The sequence below is a fragment of the Parafrankia colletiae genome (assembly GCF_001854655.1).
Lineage (GTDB): Bacteria > Actinomycetota > Actinomycetes > Frankiales > Frankiaceae > Parafrankia > Parafrankia colletiae.
In genome coordinates, this window is record NZ_MBLM01000102.1 from 171,295 (window position 1) to 185,930 (window position 14,636).

General features: G+C 73.0%; 15 protein-coding genes. 3 read left to right on the forward strand and 12 right to left on the reverse strand.

Annotated elements, in window-relative coordinates:
* Nucleotides 1-240 precede the first annotated feature (240 nt).
* Nucleotides 241-771 (reverse strand): hypothetical protein, encoded by a 531-nt coding sequence (locus tag CC117_RS10955; RefSeq protein ID WP_071083607.1) that lies wholly within the window; start codon nt 769-771, stop codon nt 241-243.
* Between the two features lie 336 nt (nt 772-1,107).
* On the opposite strand from CC117_RS10955, the gene CC117_RS10960 reads away from it, so the two are divergent.
* Entirely contained in the window at nt 1,108-2,013 is a 906-nt protein-coding gene (locus tag CC117_RS10960) for a class F sortase (RefSeq protein ID WP_241830002.1), read from the forward strand.
* Between the two features lie 52 nt (nt 2,014-2,065).
* On the opposite strand, the gene CC117_RS10965 is transcribed toward CC117_RS10960, so the two are convergent.
* The 10 genes from CC117_RS10965 to CC117_RS11010 form a co-directional block, all read right to left on the reverse strand.
* A complete protein-coding gene (locus CC117_RS10965; RefSeq protein WP_071083609.1) occupies nt 2,066-2,587 on the reverse strand; it encodes a GNAT family N-acetyltransferase in 522 nt (173 codons plus the stop codon).
* Between the two features lie 32 nt (nt 2,588-2,619).
* Nucleotides 2,620-4,044, reverse strand: a complete 1,425-nt coding sequence (der, locus tag CC117_RS10970) for a ribosome biogenesis GTPase Der (RefSeq protein WP_071083610.1) — start codon at nt 4,042-4,044, stop codon at nt 2,620-2,622.
* Nucleotides 4,045-4,189: 145 nt separating this feature from the next.
* Nucleotides 4,190-5,188, reverse strand: a complete 999-nt coding sequence (locus CC117_RS10975) for a lysophospholipid acyltransferase family protein (protein WP_071083611.1) — start codon at nt 5,186-5,188, stop codon at nt 4,190-4,192.
* Nucleotides 5,185-6,036, reverse strand: coding sequence for a (d)CMP kinase (gene cmk / locus CC117_RS10980; protein ID WP_071083612.1), 852 nt, complete (start codon nt 6,034-6,036; stop codon nt 5,185-5,187). The genes CC117_RS10975 and cmk overlap by 4 nt, the downstream gene beginning before the upstream one ends.
* A 159-nt stretch (nt 6,037-6,195) precedes the next feature.
* A complete protein-coding gene (locus CC117_RS10985) occupies nt 6,196-7,311 on the reverse strand; it encodes a prephenate dehydrogenase (RefSeq protein ID WP_241830003.1) in 1,116 nt (371 codons plus the stop codon).
* A gap of 68 nt (nt 7,312-7,379) precedes the next feature.
* On the reverse strand, nt 7,380-8,162 hold the full coding sequence (locus CC117_RS10990) for a pseudouridine synthase (protein ID WP_071083613.1): 783 nt from the start codon (nt 8,160-8,162) through the stop codon (nt 7,380-7,382).
* Nucleotides 8,159-8,827, reverse strand: a complete 669-nt coding sequence (gene scpB, locus CC117_RS10995; RefSeq protein ID WP_071083614.1) for an SMC-Scp complex subunit ScpB — start codon at nt 8,825-8,827, stop codon at nt 8,159-8,161. Before scpB ends, CC117_RS10990 begins: the two co-directional genes overlap by 4 nt.
* Nucleotides 8,824-9,933 carry a segregation and condensation protein A gene (locus CC117_RS11000; protein ID WP_071083615.1) on the reverse strand — a complete coding sequence of 370 codons (1,110 nt, stop codon included), beginning with the start codon at nt 9,931-9,933 and terminating at the stop codon, nt 8,824-8,826. Before CC117_RS11000 ends, scpB begins: the two co-directional genes overlap by 4 nt.
* An 8-nt stretch (nt 9,934-9,941) precedes the next feature.
* On the reverse strand, nt 9,942-10,631 hold the full coding sequence (locus CC117_RS11005; protein ID WP_071083616.1) for a zinc metalloprotease: 690 nt from the start codon (nt 10,629-10,631) through the stop codon (nt 9,942-9,944).
* 177 nt (nt 10,632-10,808) lie between these two features.
* Nucleotides 10,809-11,798 (reverse strand): ParA family protein, encoded by a 990-nt coding sequence (locus CC117_RS11010; protein WP_071083617.1) that lies wholly within the window; start codon nt 11,796-11,798, stop codon nt 10,809-10,811.
* A gap of 380 nt (nt 11,799-12,178) precedes the next feature.
* Here CC117_RS11010 and CC117_RS11015 point away from each other — a divergent pair, with 380 nt between their 5' ends.
* The gene (locus CC117_RS11015) at nt 12,179-13,279 is read left to right on the forward strand and encodes an S-(hydroxymethyl)mycothiol dehydrogenase (protein WP_071083618.1); all 1,101 of its coding nucleotides are present in this window, start codon (nt 12,179-12,181) and stop codon (nt 13,277-13,279) included.
* 161 nt (nt 13,280-13,440) lie between these two features.
* Nucleotides 13,441-14,088, forward strand: a complete 648-nt coding sequence (locus CC117_RS11020) for an MBL fold metallo-hydrolase (protein WP_071083619.1) — start codon at nt 13,441-13,443, stop codon at nt 14,086-14,088.
* 172 nt (nt 14,089-14,260) lie between these two features.
* Here the strand turns inward: CC117_RS11020 and CC117_RS11025 are convergent.
* A partial coding sequence (locus CC117_RS11025; protein WP_198541805.1) for a transposase occupies nt 14,261-14,636 on the reverse strand: 376 nt, incomplete at its 5' end.

Sequence of the window (14,636 nt, forward strand, 5' to 3'; positions counted from 1 at the left end):
GCGCCCCCGCCGCACCTGCCCGCGCCTGGCCGGAACCAGACCCGCGGAGAAGCACTTCCGGGACACCCGACTTTACCGCACCGCTGATCGTCGACGGCCGCCGGGGCACCGTACCCGGCGCCCACGCCGGGACACCAGGTCCGGGACACCAGGTCTCCGGGACACCAGGACGCACGCGAGACCGGCCGGTGTGGGACCCACACCGGCCGACCCACGTGCTCTTCCCTGGGGGAGAACCGATCAGACGGATCCGTGACCGCGGCGACGCATCCCCGCGCCGATCAGGAGGGCACCGAGGCCGGCCCCTGCGATCGGCAGCAGCGGGGAGCTGTCCCCGGCGACGCCGCCGCCACCAGCACCGACGCCACCGGCCGGAGCACCGCCACCGCCACCGACGCCGACGCCGACGCCGCCGCCCGCGATGACTCCACCGACCGGGCAGTCCCTGTCCTTGTCCTTGTCGGCGAACCAGTCGTCGTCCTTGCGCTCGTCGACCTTGTCCTTGTCGTCGACCCTGTCCTTGTCGTCGACCCTGTCCTTGTCGTCGATGGCGGCCCGGGCGACCTTGTCGTCCTTGTCGTCCCTGTGCTCGCCGTCCTTGTCGTCCTTGTCGCCGCCGAACCAGTCCTCGGACTTCCTGTCGTCACACCGACCCTTGTCATCGAAGAGGTCGGCGTGCGCGGCCGTCAGGCCCGGCCCGAAGGTGAGGATGACGGAGGCCGCGCTCGACATGGCGAGAAGCGCGGCGCTCCGTCCCATTCCCTTCTTCATCTGGTCCCCTCTCTCACGCATGGTTATGGCTTGGTCACTGCGAGTGACACCATAACGAGGAGTCGTCCGGATGGGACGCAGCGAGACGGCGTGGTGCGACAGCTCCGGGCGGACAGCGGCCGAGCGGCGGACAGTGTGGCCTTCCATTGCGGGACATGACCCGAGCCACGCCCCGTGAGCCCATCGCCCACCCTGCGTCGATGCGGCCAGCCCGCCCCCGCACTCCCGCGCGCCGCCGCGAGCGATTACAGCCCGCATCCTCAGCGTGCCGATAACCTCACGTTGCGTAGTTCCTGGCTGCCGTGCCGGGAGCCGCCCGGAGGACGGGAGAGCGCCGTGAGACGTGGAACGGCAGGACCGCAGCCGGCACGGATGACGTTCTCCCGTCTCCTGCTGGTGGCGGGCGTGGTGCTGATCGTCGGAAGCGGGTTCCGCCTGGCGGACGTCGGCTCCGACCCGCCATCCGACACCGAGCGGGTCGCCATCAGCGACCTGGGCACCGCGGCGGGCAAAACGGGAGCTCCGGCCGTGCCCGGCGGTTCCGGTGCGACCCCCGTGCCGTCACTGCCGCCCGTCGTGGTGACCGACCCGACGCGGCTGCGGATCCCGGTCATCGGGCTGGATGCACCGATCGTCCGGCTCGGCCTGAACGCCGACGGCACCCTGGAGGTCCCGAAGAAGTGGCAGGACGTCGGCTGGTACGACAAGGGCCCGGCGCCGGGAGCTCTCGGCCCGTCCGTCCTCGTCGGCCACTACGACTCGACCAGCGGGCCGGCCGTGTTCTACCGCCTGCGCGCGCTGCGGGCCGGCGACCAGATCGAGGTCGCGTCCCCGACCGGCGTCACCACGACCTTCACCGTCGACCGGACGGAGGACGTGACCAAGACGGAGTTCCCCACCGACCGGGCGTACGGGCCGGTGAACCGCCCCGAACTCCGCCTGATCACCTGTTCCGGCGCGTTCGACGACAGCACCAACCACTACCTGAACAATCTGATCGTCTACGCCCACGCCAACAGCCCGCCCGCCCCGGCGGCCGCAGGAGTGCCTGGGACGCCTGGGACGCCCCCCGGCACCGTCTCGCCTGCCGTGCCCGGTGCCACCACCCTGGTCCCGGTCCCGGCGGTACCCGGGCCAGCCGCAGCGACGCCGTCAGCGCCTCAGCCGGCTCAGGGGATGYCCCCGGCTTCGGCTGCGGCCCCGCCCGCCCGGGCCGTGCCGCCGGTCCCGCCCCCGGCCTGACGCCTCGCTCGGGAGACGTCCCGGCGGTCCGGTGGTGTCCGCCCGGCCAGCGTCAGACGCGGCCGAACGGCTCCGGGTAGACGAACACGCCGCTGATCGATGCCTGCCAGGTGGCGAGGGTCCGGATCTGGAAGTGCCGGCCCCACTCGGGCACTGGCGCGGCGATGCCGTGCTCGGAGCCAGGCCGGAACCCGAAACGCGCGTAGTAGCCCGGGTCGCCGAGGAGGCCGACGAGCGGCTCACCGAGGGCGTCCGCGGCGCCGAGCACCGCGTGCATGAGCGCCTGGCCGACCCCCCGCCGCTGGTGCGACGGCCGGACAGCGAGTGGTGCGAGTGCCAGCGCGGGCGTCCCGCCTGCCCGGCCACGGGTGCACAGCACGTGGCCGACGATCTCACCGGTGGCGCTCACGGCGACGAGTGAGAGTGCGGGCAGCCAGGCTCCGCTGAGGCGCAGCTCGTCCAGCAGCGTGACCTCGGCAGGCACCGCCGCCGGGCGGCCCGCCTCACCGAACGCCTCGGCTGTCACCTCGCGGGCAGCCTGGACATCCCGCGGCTCCTCGCGCCGGACGAGCATCGGGCGGCCCCTTCGGTCTCCGCGGTGGGAGGTCAGCGGTGGCGGTCGGGGCGCTCCCGCACGCGGATCGAGATCTCGATCGGGGTGCCGGCGAAGCCGAAGTCCTCCCGCAGCTTCCGCTCCAGGAAGCGCCGGTAGGCCGGCTCCAGGAAGCCGGTGGTGAACACGACGAACCGCGGCGGGCGCACCCCGGCCTGGGTGGCGAACAGGACCCGGGGGATCTTCCCGCTCCGCGACGGCGGCGGTGTGGCGCCGACGATCTCGCCGAGCCAGGAGTTGAGCCGCCCGGTCGGGATTCGGGTGCCCCAGGATTCGAGCGAGGTACGCAGGGCCGGGGCGAGGCGGTCGGTGGCGCGCCCGGTGCGGGCGGAGATGTTCACCCGCGGGGCCCAGGCGACGCGACCCAGATCCCGGACGATCTCCTGCTCGAGGTCGAGGCGGCGCTCGGTGTCGAGCAGGTCCCACTTGTTGAACGCCAGCACGAGCGCGCGGCCGGCCTCGGTGACCATGCTGATGATCCGCTGGTCCTGCTCGGTGACCGGCTCGTCCGCGTCGAGCAGCACGATGGCGACCTCCGCCGCCTCCAGCGCCGCGGCGGTGCGCAGGGAGGAGTAGTACTCCGCGCCGGAGGCCTCCTTCACCCGTCGCCGCAGACCGGCGGTGTCGATGAACATCCAGGTCTCGCCGCCGACGGTGACGAGCTCGTCGACCGGGTCGCGGGTCGTGCCGGCGACGTCGTCCACCAGCGAGCGCTCCGAGCCGACCAGCTTGTTCAGCAGACTGGACTTGCCCACGTTCGGCCGGCCGATCAGCGCCACGCGCCGCGGTCCGTCCTCCTCGGTGAACTGCTCCCGCGGGGCCTCGGGCAGCACCGCGAGGACGGCGTCGAGCAGGTCACCGCTGCCGCGGCCATGCAGCGCGGAGACGGGATACGGCTCCCCCAGGCCGAGGCTCCACAGCGCGGCCGCGTCGGCCTCGGCGCGGGCGTCGTCGACCTTGTTCGCGGCGAGGACGACCGGCCGGCCCGACCGGTGCAGGACCCGGGCGACGGCCTCGTCCGCATCGGTGGCCCCGACGGTGGCGTCGATGACGAACAGCACCCCGTCGGCCGTGTCGATCGCGGCACGGGCCTGCTCGGCGACCCGCCCGGCCAGGCCGCGGGCGTCCGGCTCCCAGCCGCCGGTGTCGACGACGGTGAACCGCCGCCCGTTCCAGACCGCGTCATAGGCGACCCGGTCCCGGGTGACGCCCGGGACGTCCTCGATGATGGCCGCGCGGCGCCCGAGAATACGGTTGACCAGCGTCGACTTGCCGACGTTGGGCCTGCCGACGACCGCGAGGACGGGCTGGCCACCGGTGGACGACCCGCCCGGAAGCCCGGGCTCGCCCTGCACGGGCAGGCCGGCCCCGCCCACGGCGTCATCGTGCACGGCGGCGGCGAGGTCTTCGATGTTCATGATCTGCTGTACTCCGCGTGAACTGGACATCTCGGTGGGGGACGACGAGCTGTCCTTCCGCGGACGGCGGGCCTAGTACTCCAGTGACGGCAGTACTCCAGTGACGGTGGTGGCGCACCCGGAACAAACAGCGATCCGGTAGAACTTACTCCGCGCCGGGCGATTCCAGAGCGGCGCCGGCACGCGCTGTTGCCAGATGGTCGGCAAGGCGTACCCGGATGTCCTCCGCGACGGCGGCCAGCGCCCGCCGGGAACGGGGGTTCACCGGCACCTCCACCTCGAACGGCTCACCGAACACCACCCGGACCTTCACCGAGCGGCGCGGCCAGCGCGCCCCCCGCGGCAGCGCCGCGCCGGTGTTGATGCAGGCCACCGGCAGCACCCGGCACCGACCGTGAACAGCGAGGTAGGCGATGCCGTGCTGGACGGCCGCCATCTCGCCGCTGCCCCGGGTGCCCTCGGGGAACACCCCGATCGCCCCGCCGCGACTCAGTTCGTCCAGCGCGGTGTGCAGGGCGGCCCGGTCCGGGCGCCCGCGGTCGACCGGGATCTGGCCGACGAACATCAGCAGCCGGCCCACGATGCCCTTGTACATCTCGGACTTCACCAGGCACCGCACTGTGCGCGGCGCCTCGATGACGACCAGCGGGCCGTCCATCCAGCTGCTGTGGTTGCCCGCGAAGATCAGCGGCTCGTCCCGCGGAACCTTCTCCCAGCCCTCGTGGGTGACGCTCATCACCAGGTGGTTGAGCACCTGGCGCACCGGTGGCTTGAGCACCCGGTGGGTGATGTCGTTGAACGGCTTCGACTCGGCGCCGCGGTGCGCGGGCCCCGTCTGCGCCTGCCGCGCCACGGGACGCCCGCCCGGGCGGGACGCGGCGAGCTCGGAGGCCTCGGCCGGCCGCACCCGCGCCACCGATGCCTCCGCTCCCTCCGCTGCCCCCTCCGGCACACCGGGCTTCGCGAGACCGGTCTGCGCCTCATCGGGTTCCGCCGCCCCGGTCGCCGGGATCGCGGCACCAACCGGCGTGGCCGGGGCGGGCGGCGTGGGCGCGGCCGCGGGGGCCGGCGGCGCCGGCGTGGCCGCGGGGGCCGGCGGCACCGCCGGGGGCGCGGGGTCGAGGGGGTGGTCGGCGGTCGTCATGGGGTCGCGGCGAGCAGGTGCTGGCTCTGGCGCAGGACTTCGTCCACCACCTCGGGGACGGAGAGCGCACTGGAATCCAGCACGATGGCACCGTCCGGAACGGACAGCGGGTCAGCTGTCCGCGTGCTGTCGAGCGCATCGCGGCGGTCCAGCTCGGCGAGGGTGCGGGCGACGTCGTCGACGCCCTTCTCCCCCAGCTGCCGGGACCGGCGCAGGGCCCGCACCTCGGTCGACGCGGTGAGGAAGACCTTGACCGGGGCGTCCGGCGCGACGACCGAACCGATGTCGCGGCCCTCGACCACGATGCCGCCGGCGGCGAGCGACTCGGCGATGATCTCCCGCTGCTGGGCGACCAGCCGGGAGCGGACCGCGGACACCGCGGCGACCGCGCTCACCGCGTTGGTGACGGCCCGGGTGCGGATCTGCTCGTCGACGTTGTCCCCGTCCACCGCGATCGACGGCCGGTCGGGGTCGGTGCCGACGGTGAGCACCGTGCGCTCGGCGACCTCGGCCACCGCCGACGGGTCCTCGATGTCGATGCGCCGCTCCAGGGCGACCTGGGTGATCGCCCGGTACATGGCGCCCGTGTCCAGGTAGCGCAGGCCCAGCCGGCGCGCGATCTCCCGAGAGACGGTGCTCTTGCCGGAGCCGCCCGGGCCGTCGACCGCCACCACCAGGCCGGTCGGGGTGAACGGGGCGGTGCCGGTCCCGGCGGGCGCCGGGACGGGAACTGAGGAGGGCCATACGGCGCTCTGCTCCGCGCCCCTCTGCTGCTCCGTCCTGAGTACCTCGTCGTGGCTGCCGGTGGCCGTAACCCCCGGCGAAGCGGACCCGTCGTCGGGGCTCACCCGTCTCCTCCGTCCGGACGCGCGTCTGTCGACTCGCTGTTTCCTGTCCTCACCGGGCCGGCGGCGCCCGACCTGCACGCCGACGGCCTGGATCACAGGCCGTTGGTCCCTGCGGCACCTGCCAGGTGGCCGACCCGGATCAGGCTACTCGCTGGTCCGTCACGAACGGCGGTATGCCGTCCATCCGGCCCTCGTCAGCCGCTCGACCAGGCCGTCCGCACCGGCCGGGTCGACGGCGATCTCGACGATGCCGGCCGGGGCGTCGAGGCTGTGCTCGAACGGACCGACATCCTCGATGTTCACCTCCCACTGGCCGATCACCGCAAACAGCGCCGCGAGCTGGCCCGGGCGGTCGTCGAGCACCACACCGACCCAGCCCCACGGAAGTGCCTGCGCGCCCGCCTTGCGGGGCAGCCGTGCCCGGCCGTGATGGCCGCGGCCCATGGCGCCCGAGACGGCGGCGACGGCCTCGTCCCGGCTGCCCTCGGCCAGCACGTCGGCGAGGTGGGTGAACTCCCGCCCCAGCCGGCGCACCCGTTCGGCGATGTGCGACCGGTTCCCCTCGATGATCGAGGCCCACAGCCCGGCGTCGCTGTCGGCGAGGCGGGTCGTGTCCCGGAAGCCCTGGCCGACGAACGGCAGGTCGTGCGGGTCGAGATCGAGCACGGTGCCGGCGAGCACGCTCGCGACGAGCTGCGGCACGTGCGAGACGACGGCCATCGTCGCGTCGTGCCGCTCCGGGGTCGTGCGCACCGGGATGGCGCCGCAGGACAGGGCGAGCGCGGCGGTGGCCGCCACCGCCGCCGCCCCGGTGTGCGGCACCGGGCAGACGGCCCAGACCCGCTCGGCGAAAAGGTCCGCGCGGGCCGACACTGCCCCGTGCCGCTCCCGGCCTGCGATGGGATGGGCGGGGCACCAGCTGCCGAGGTCGCACCCGAGCTGGACCGCTTCGACCAGCGGGCGCATCTTCACACTGCCGGCGTCGCTGACCGTGGCCGCGAGCCCGCTCCGCTGCAGTTCCCGCAGCTCGGCGGCGACCGTCGGCAGGGGTGTGCAGATCACCGCGTGGTCGACCCGCTCGCCCTGCCAGGGCCGCCCGGCGCCCATCGCTTCGGCGAACTTGACCTGGGCCTCGTCGGTGTCGCGCAGGAGCACCTCGACGCCGCGGGCGGTCAGGGCCAGCCCGATGCTCGTGCCGATCAGCCCGGACCCGACCACCGCCACCCGCCGCAGCTCGGGCAGGTGCGCGTCGTCCCACACGAGCGGGTCTGCCACCGAGGCCTCGACGCCGGGCCGCACGTAGGGCGGAGCGAAGCGGCCCGTCCCACCCGCAGGCCCGGCTGTCACAGGCCTGCGGCCTTGTGGAGCGCCCCGACCTCGTGCCGGGTGAGGTGGCGGGCACGGCCAGCCCGCAGCGTGCCGAGCGTCACCGGCCCGAACGAGACCCGGACGAGCCGGTGCACCGGGTGCCCCACGCTCTCCATGAGCCGGCGCACCACGTGCTTGCGCCCCTCGTGCAGAACGAGCTCCATCATCACCCGGGACGCGGCGACGTCGATGATCCGGGCGGAGTCGACCGCGACCGGACCGTCCTCGAGGTTGATGCCCRCGCGCAGTCGCCGCGGGAGATCCTTGCGTACCGGGCCGCTGATCTCGACGTAGTAGGTCTTCGCCACCCCGAAGGAGGGATGCGTCAGCCGGTGGGCGAGCTCGCCGTCGTTCATGACGAGCAGCAGGCCCTCGCTCTCGCCGTCGAGCCGCCCGACGTGGAACAGGCCGGGCCCGAACTCGGTGAGCAGGTCGGCGATGGTCGGGCGGCCCCGATCGTCGGACATCGCCGAGAGGATGCCGCGGGGCTTGTTGAGGGCCAGGTACGTCAGGCCGGCGCGGGTGACGATGCGCTCACCGTCGACCTCGATCACCGCGCGCTCGGGATCGACCCGGCGGCCCTGCTCGCGCACGACCTCGCCGTCGACGCTGACCCGCCCGGCGTCGATCAGCTCCTCGTTGTGCCGGCGGGACCCGATGCCGGCCGACGCCAGCACCTTCTGCAGGCGGATGCCCTCGGACGCCTGGCGGTCACGGCCGGGGGCGGCGCCGGAGGAGTCGGATGCGGTGCTGTTCATGACGCCACGATGTCATCGACATCGGCCACCCCGGGAAGCAGGGGTGCCAGCCGCGGCAGCTCGTCAAGGCCGCGCAGCCCCATCCGCTCCAGGAAGTAGTCGGTGGTCCGGTAGAGGATCGCGCCGGACTCGTGGTCGTGGCCRCACTCCTCGATCAGGTTGCGGGCGGTGAGGGTGCGGATGACCCCGTCCGCCGAGACGCCGCGCACCGCCGCGACCCGCCCCCGGCTGACCGGCTGCTGGTAGGCGACGATCGCGAGGGTCTCCAACGCCGCCTGGGACAGCCGCGCCGACTGCCCCGCCAGCACGAAGCGCTCCACCCAGGGCGCGCACTCGTCGGCGGTGTAGAGCCGCCAGCCGCGGCCCACATGCCGCAGCCGGAAGCCGCGCTCCTCCCGCTCGTACCGCCCGGCCAGTTCGGCGAGCAGCCGCTCGACCCGACGGGCGGGGATGTCGAGCGCGGTCGCGAACTCGGCGATGCCCACCGGCCGCTCGGCAACTGTCAGCACCGCCTCGACGAGCGTGGTGTCCGACGGGCGGACCGGCTCCACGCCGGGAGGCGGGCGCCTCGCCTGCCCCGCCGTCGGAGCCGGCGCCACCGGCTCCGCCGCGGGCTCGGGCACGTCCGCGACGCTGGTTCCGGCCGGAGTGGCTTCCTCTGTCACGCGGTCGATCTCCTCGGTCGTCTCGGTCGCCTGGGCCGGCCGCCCAGCTCGACCAGGTCCTCCTGCGGTGGCAGGCCCTCCCCCGCCCCCGCCGGCAGACCCGGGTCGTGCCCGGGTACGGGGTCGTACCCGGGTACGTCCGGCTCGTCCTCGCCAGAGTAGAGCGAGGCACCGACAGGACGGTCCTCGTCCTCGGCACGGGCCACCCAGCGGACGATCAGCTCGCCCAGCGGCCGCTCCTGCTCGAAGTCGATGCGGCCCTCCCGGAACAGCTCCAGCAGGGCGAGGAACCGGGCCACGATCTCGATCGTCTCGAGCAGGCCGACGCAGAGCACCCCGAAGGAGGCCGACCCCAGTTCGCGGAGCATCCCGATCACGGCGATCATGTGCTCGCGGACGCTGACCCGCGGCAGGTGCACGTGGTCGGTCGCCACCTGCGGCGGCAGCGGCGGCTCCCGCAGCCGGGAGGCGAGCGCCGCCAGTTCGGACGGACCGATGGTGATCTGGACCTCGGGCAGCGCGGCGGCGTACCGGGGCTCCAGCGGCACGGCCCGGGCGACGAACCGCGACTCCAGCGCCATCATGGCCGTGAAGATCGCGGCGGCCTCCTTGTAGGCCTTGTACTGGAGCAGCCGGGCGAAGAGCAGGTCGCGGGCCTCCAGCAGCGCGAGGTCCTCGGCCTCGTCGTCGGAGATCGCACCGGGAAGCAGCCGGGCGGCCTTCAGGTCGAGCAGAGTGGCCGCGATCACCAGGAACTCGGTGGCCTGCCCCAGGTCGAACCGGTCCCCCAGTCGCCGGATGTGCGCGACGAACTCGTCGGTCACCTTCGACAGCGCCACCTCGGTGACGTCCATCCGGTGCTTGGCGATGAGCGAGAGCAGCAGGTCGAACGGCCCGGAGAAGTTCTCCAGCTCCACCACGAACGGCACCGTGCGCCCGCCCCGCGCGGTGGACGCCGCCGCCGAGCTGGCCGCAGCGCCGGCCCCCGCACCGGATGCCGCACCGGATGTGGAGACAGCGTCGGCAGCGGCGTTCGCCGTGGGGCCGTCCGCGGCGGGTTCAGGCGTGTCGAGGCCTCCGTCGGCACCGGGTCCGGGGAGGTCCATGTCGGCGGTCAGGGCAGGTCGATGCCGATCAGCGAGCCCAGGCCGCGCAGGAGCGGAAAGACCAGCTGGCCGAGCACGGACGGGAAGCCCGGGAACAGCACCGGAAGAATGATCACCGCGAGCAGGATCGCGAGCCCGATGTTGCTGTCGGTGAGCCGGTGGTTGGCCCGGCGCCAGCCGTCTGACTGCGGGCCGAGCAGGAACAGGATGCGCCCGCCGTCCGCCGGCGGGACCGGCACCAGGCTCAGGATGCACAGGGAGGCGAAGGTGATCGCCATCCACAGCAGCAGCTCGATACCGAAGGTGCTGCCGACGATCTCCGCCGCCCGGTCACCGGTGTCGATCAGCACCCGGCGGGTCAGCGCCCGGGCGCCGGCGAGGGCCCCCAGGGCCAGCAGCGCGTAGGCCAGCGGCCCGGCGAGCAGCGCGGCGGCCACGTGGAAGCGGCGCTTGCGCCAGACGTCGTTCATCTGGATCGGCTCCGCCCAGCCGGCCCCGCCGAGCAGCACGCCCACCCAGCTGAAGGGACTGATCCGCTGCGTCCCGAGGCTGGCGGTGAGCCGCCCGGAGCGACGGGGCACCGGATCCCGGGCCAGCCGGGCGGCGAGGATCTGCGCGGCGTCGTGCGCGACGATGCCGATGACGAAGGCGAGCACGATCCCGAGCAGTGCCGCTGGCTCGGCAAGGTGAAACAGCACGGCGTTTGTTCCGTCCCCGATCGGTTGTCCTACTTCGGGACCCGCCGACCGGATCCCATCCCCACACGACCGCACCCCCCGGCCGCCCACGCCACCGCCCGCCGTTCACCGCCCGGGCCGTGCCGCCCGCACACCGCCGAGACGACGGGGCGGTGCGGGAACGGCCCGGGCGGTGGTTCAGCCGACGGCCGGCGGTGTTGCGTAACGGGCCATCAGCTCACGGGCCAGACGACGGTATCCGGCTGCGCCGACCGATGTGGGTGCATACGTCGTGATCGGCTCTCCGGCGACGGTCGTCTCGGGAAAACGGACCGTGCGGTTGATCACCGTGTGGAATACCTCGTCCGGGAAACGCTCGACAACCCGGGCGAGCACCTCACGGGCGTGCAGTGTCCGCGCGTCGTACATGGTCGCCAGAATCCCCGCCAGTTCCAGGCGGGAGTTGAGTCGCTCGCGCACCTTGTCGATGGTCTGCAGCAGCAGTGCGACCCCGCGCAGGGCGAAGTACTCGCACTCCAGCGGAACCATGACCGCGTCGGCAGCGGTGAGCGCGTTCACGGTGAGCAGACCCAGCGAGGGCTGGCAGTCGATGAGGATGACGTCGTAGCCGTCCATGACGGGGGCGAGCGTGCGGGCCAGGCTGTGTTCCCGGCCGACCTCGGAGACCAGCAGCACCTCGGCCGCAGACAGGTCGATGTTGCTTGGCAGCAGGTCAAGACCCTCGACCTGGGTCTCGACGATGGTGTCCTGGATGTCGGCGTCGCCGCCGAGCAGCAGGTCGTGCACCGTGACGTCGAACTGCATCGGGTTGATGCCCAGGCCCACCGAGAGGGCGCCCTGCGGGTCGAAGTCGACGAGCAGAACCCGGCGGCCGTACTCTGCGAGCGCGGCACCGAGGTTGATCGTGCTGGTGGTCTTGCCCACCCCGCCCTTCTGGTTGCACATCGCGACGACCCAGGCGGGGCCGTGGGACGTCAGCGCGGCCGGCACGGGGAACGCCGGCATGGGACGGCCGGTCGGGCCCGGCTTGCCGACACCCTGGTCGGCGGTGTCCTCGCCGCCGACCTCCAGCCGGCCGTCCTCGGACAGGCGAGGCTCGCCGACCGTCACCTCGCCGTAGTAGCGGCGGCCCCCCGGACCGGAGACCGCGGAGTCGGAACGGACCACGAAGTACCTGCTCCTCACGACTGCTCGGACAGCCCCGGGCTGTTACTGGATCGGTTCTTGCTCTGTGTCGGCTGTTACTGCGTCTTCGGCGGAGATCTCCTCCTGTGACGAGCAGAAACGGACCGGTTGGAGCGTACCGACCCGGACCCGGTATCAGCGGTCTCGGGGCCCGCCCGTCGGCGTGTCGTGTTCCACGGAGCATGCGCGGCCCGAACTTCGGTGCCCACCCGGTGCGTTTCGCGCTGATATCGGTGGTACCGGACGCCCGGCCGCTTCCGCACCTGGCGAGCGCCACCCAGGGCGACATTGCCGGCGGGTGACCGACGGGTGTTGGCTGAGCCGAAATCACCCGCGACACAGTCACGACGAATGGGAGTGCCATGACCGAGGGCCCGCAGGCAGTGACGGTGGAGGCGGTCGTCGCCGCAGGGAAGGGCGCGCCGGTGGCCCTCACCCGGATCGTCGTGCCGGCGCCCGGCCCCGGCGAGGCCCGGGTGCGGGTGCAGGCCTGCGGCGTCTGTCACACCGACCTGCACTACCGCGAAGGCGCCATCAACGACGACTACCCCTTCCTGCTCGGCCACGAGGCCGCGGGCACGGTCGAGGCCGTCGGCGAGGGCGTGACGTCCGTCGCCCCCGGCGACTACGTCGTGCTCGCCTGGCGCGCCCCCTGCGGGATCTGCCGATCCTGCCTGCGCGGAGCGCCCTGGTACTGCTTCGACTCCCGCAACGCCGCCAACCCGATGACGCTGGAGGACGGCACCCCGCTGTCGCCGGCGCTGGGCATCGGCGCCTTCACCCCGCTGACGCTGGTCGCCGCCGGGCAGTGCGTCAAGGTCGACCCGGACGTCCCACCGCAGGCCGCGGGCCTGATCGGGTGCGGGGTGATGGCCGGTTTCGGCGCGGCGGTGAACACCGGGCGGGTCGGCCTGGGCGAGACCGTGGCCGTGTTCGGCTGTGGGGGTGTCGGTGACGCGGCCATCGCCGGCGCGGCCGTGGCCGGCGCCCGCCGGATCATCGCCGTCGACGTCAGCGACCGCAAACTGGAGTGGGCCCGCCGCTTCGGTGCCACCGACGTGGTGAACGCCAGCACCCAGGACCCGGTCGAGGCGGTGCGGGCGCTGACCGGGGGCAACGGCGCGGACGTCGTCATCGAGGCGGTCGGGCGACCCGAGACCTACCGGCAGGCCTTCTTCTCCCGCGATCTGGCCGGGCGGCTCGTGCTGGTCGGGGTGCCCGACCCGTCCATGACCGTCGAGCTGCCGCTCATCGAGGTCTTCAGCCGCGGCGGCTCGCTGGCCTCGTCCTGGTACGGCGACTGCCTGCCGACCCGGGACTTCCCGATCATCACCGATCTGCACCGCCAGGGGCGGCTGAACCTGGCCGACTTCGTCACCGAGACGATCGGCATCGGCGACGTCGAGGAGGCCTTCGCCCGCATGGAGCGCGGCGAGGTCCTGCGCAGCGTCGTCCTGATCTAGCAGCGTCGTCCTGATCTAGCGGAGCGGACACGCGCCCGCCGTTCCGGTGAATCCGGACGGGTGAGACTGACCGGCGCCCTACCTGCCCGCCAGATCGGACGGGTACGGTCGGTCGGGCCGGCCGGCGCTCGGAGCCGGAACCGGCACGGAGAGGAGTCCACGTGACGGTCAGCGGTGGCCAGCGGGTCGACCGAGTCATCACCCGCGGCGAGTTCACCCTCGACGGCCAGACGTTCACCGTGGACAACAACGTGTGGCTCGTCGGCGACGAACGCACGATCGTCGTCGTCGACGCGGCCCACGACCCGTCCATCATCGAAGCCGCGGCCGACGGCCGCCGAGTGACGATGATCATCGCGACGCACGGGCACAACGACCACATCAACGCCGCCGCCGAACTGTCGGACCGGGTGCACGCCCCGATCGCGCTGCACCCGGACGACACAGCCCTGTGGCGCCAGGTCTACCCGCAGCGCTCGCCGGACTCGTCGCTGCGGGACGGCCAGCTCATCCCGATCCCCGGCGGGGAGCTGCGCGTGCTGCACACTCCCGGGCACTCCCCCGGTGGTGTCTGCCTTTACGGGCAGATCAACGGCGACCCGGTTCTCTTCAGTGGCGACACGCTGTTTCGCGGTGGCCCCGGCGCAACCGGGCGCTCCTTTTCCGACTTCCCGACCATTCTTGCCTCGATCCGCGGAAAGCTGCTCAACCTGCCCTCCGAGACCGTCGTGCACACCGGTCACGGTGACGACACGACCATCGGCGAGGAAGCCGTCGACTACGACGACTGGGTGCGCCGCGGGCATTAGCCTCGATCTTTCGCCAGGTGGCTGGGTCGGTTTGTCGGTCGTCCCGCCCCGTTTTTGATGTTGAGTTGTGCTGTCGGGGTGTGACGGGGTGGCCCGCTGTCGCGCGGGCTGGGGCGCTGGTCCACGGYCGGGGATGGTGCGAGGTCGTCGGGACAGGGGCAGGTCCGGGTGGCTATCCGGGGTCGGGTAGCGCGCGCAGGGTGGTCAGGGCCCCAACGGCCAGTGCTGCCCAGGGATGGTGGGCGGGCAGGTGGAGCACGGTGTGTCGTGCATGGCGGGCGAGCCGTCCAGCGATGGTGAACAGCCTGTGCCGTAGGCGTTTCGGTTCCCACCGCCGGGCGGCGTGACCAGCCAGGGCGAGCATCTGGGTCCAGGCGAGCAGATCGAGTGCGAGGGAGACGACGGCGCACCAGACCCTGTTCTGGGTGAAGTCGTGCAGAGGCAGGTTCGCCAGGCCGGTGTCCTTCGCGGTGCGGATCCGGTCCTCGCAGCGGGCCCGGCGGCGGTGACGCAGTTCCAGGTCCGCGAGCTGGCCGCGGGGGGTGTTG

Excerpts from the sequence above, each read along its gene's own strand:
- CC117_RS10955 (WP_071083607.1), bottom strand. The coding sequence starts at position 771 with ATGAAGAAGGGAATGGGACGGAGCGCCGCGCTTCTCGCCATGTCGAGC.
- CC117_RS10965 (WP_071083609.1), bottom strand. The coding sequence starts at position 2,587 with ATGCTCGTCCGGCGCGAGGAGCCGCGGGATGTCCAGGCTGCCCGCGAG.
- der (WP_071083610.1), bottom strand. The coding sequence starts at position 4,044 with ATGAACATCGAAGACCTCGCCGCCGCCGTGCACGATGACGCCGTGGGC.
- CC117_RS10975 (WP_071083611.1), bottom strand. The coding sequence starts at position 5,188 with ATGACGACCGCCGACCACCCCCTCGACCCCGCGCCCCCGGCGGTGCCG.
- CC117_RS11000 (WP_071083615.1), bottom strand. The coding sequence starts at position 9,933 with ATGGACCTCCCCGGACCCGGTGCCGACGGAGGCCTCGACACGCCTGAA.
- CC117_RS11015 (WP_071083618.1), top strand. The coding sequence starts at position 12,179 with ATGACCGAGGGCCCGCAGGCAGTGACGGTGGAGGCGGTCGTCGCCGCA.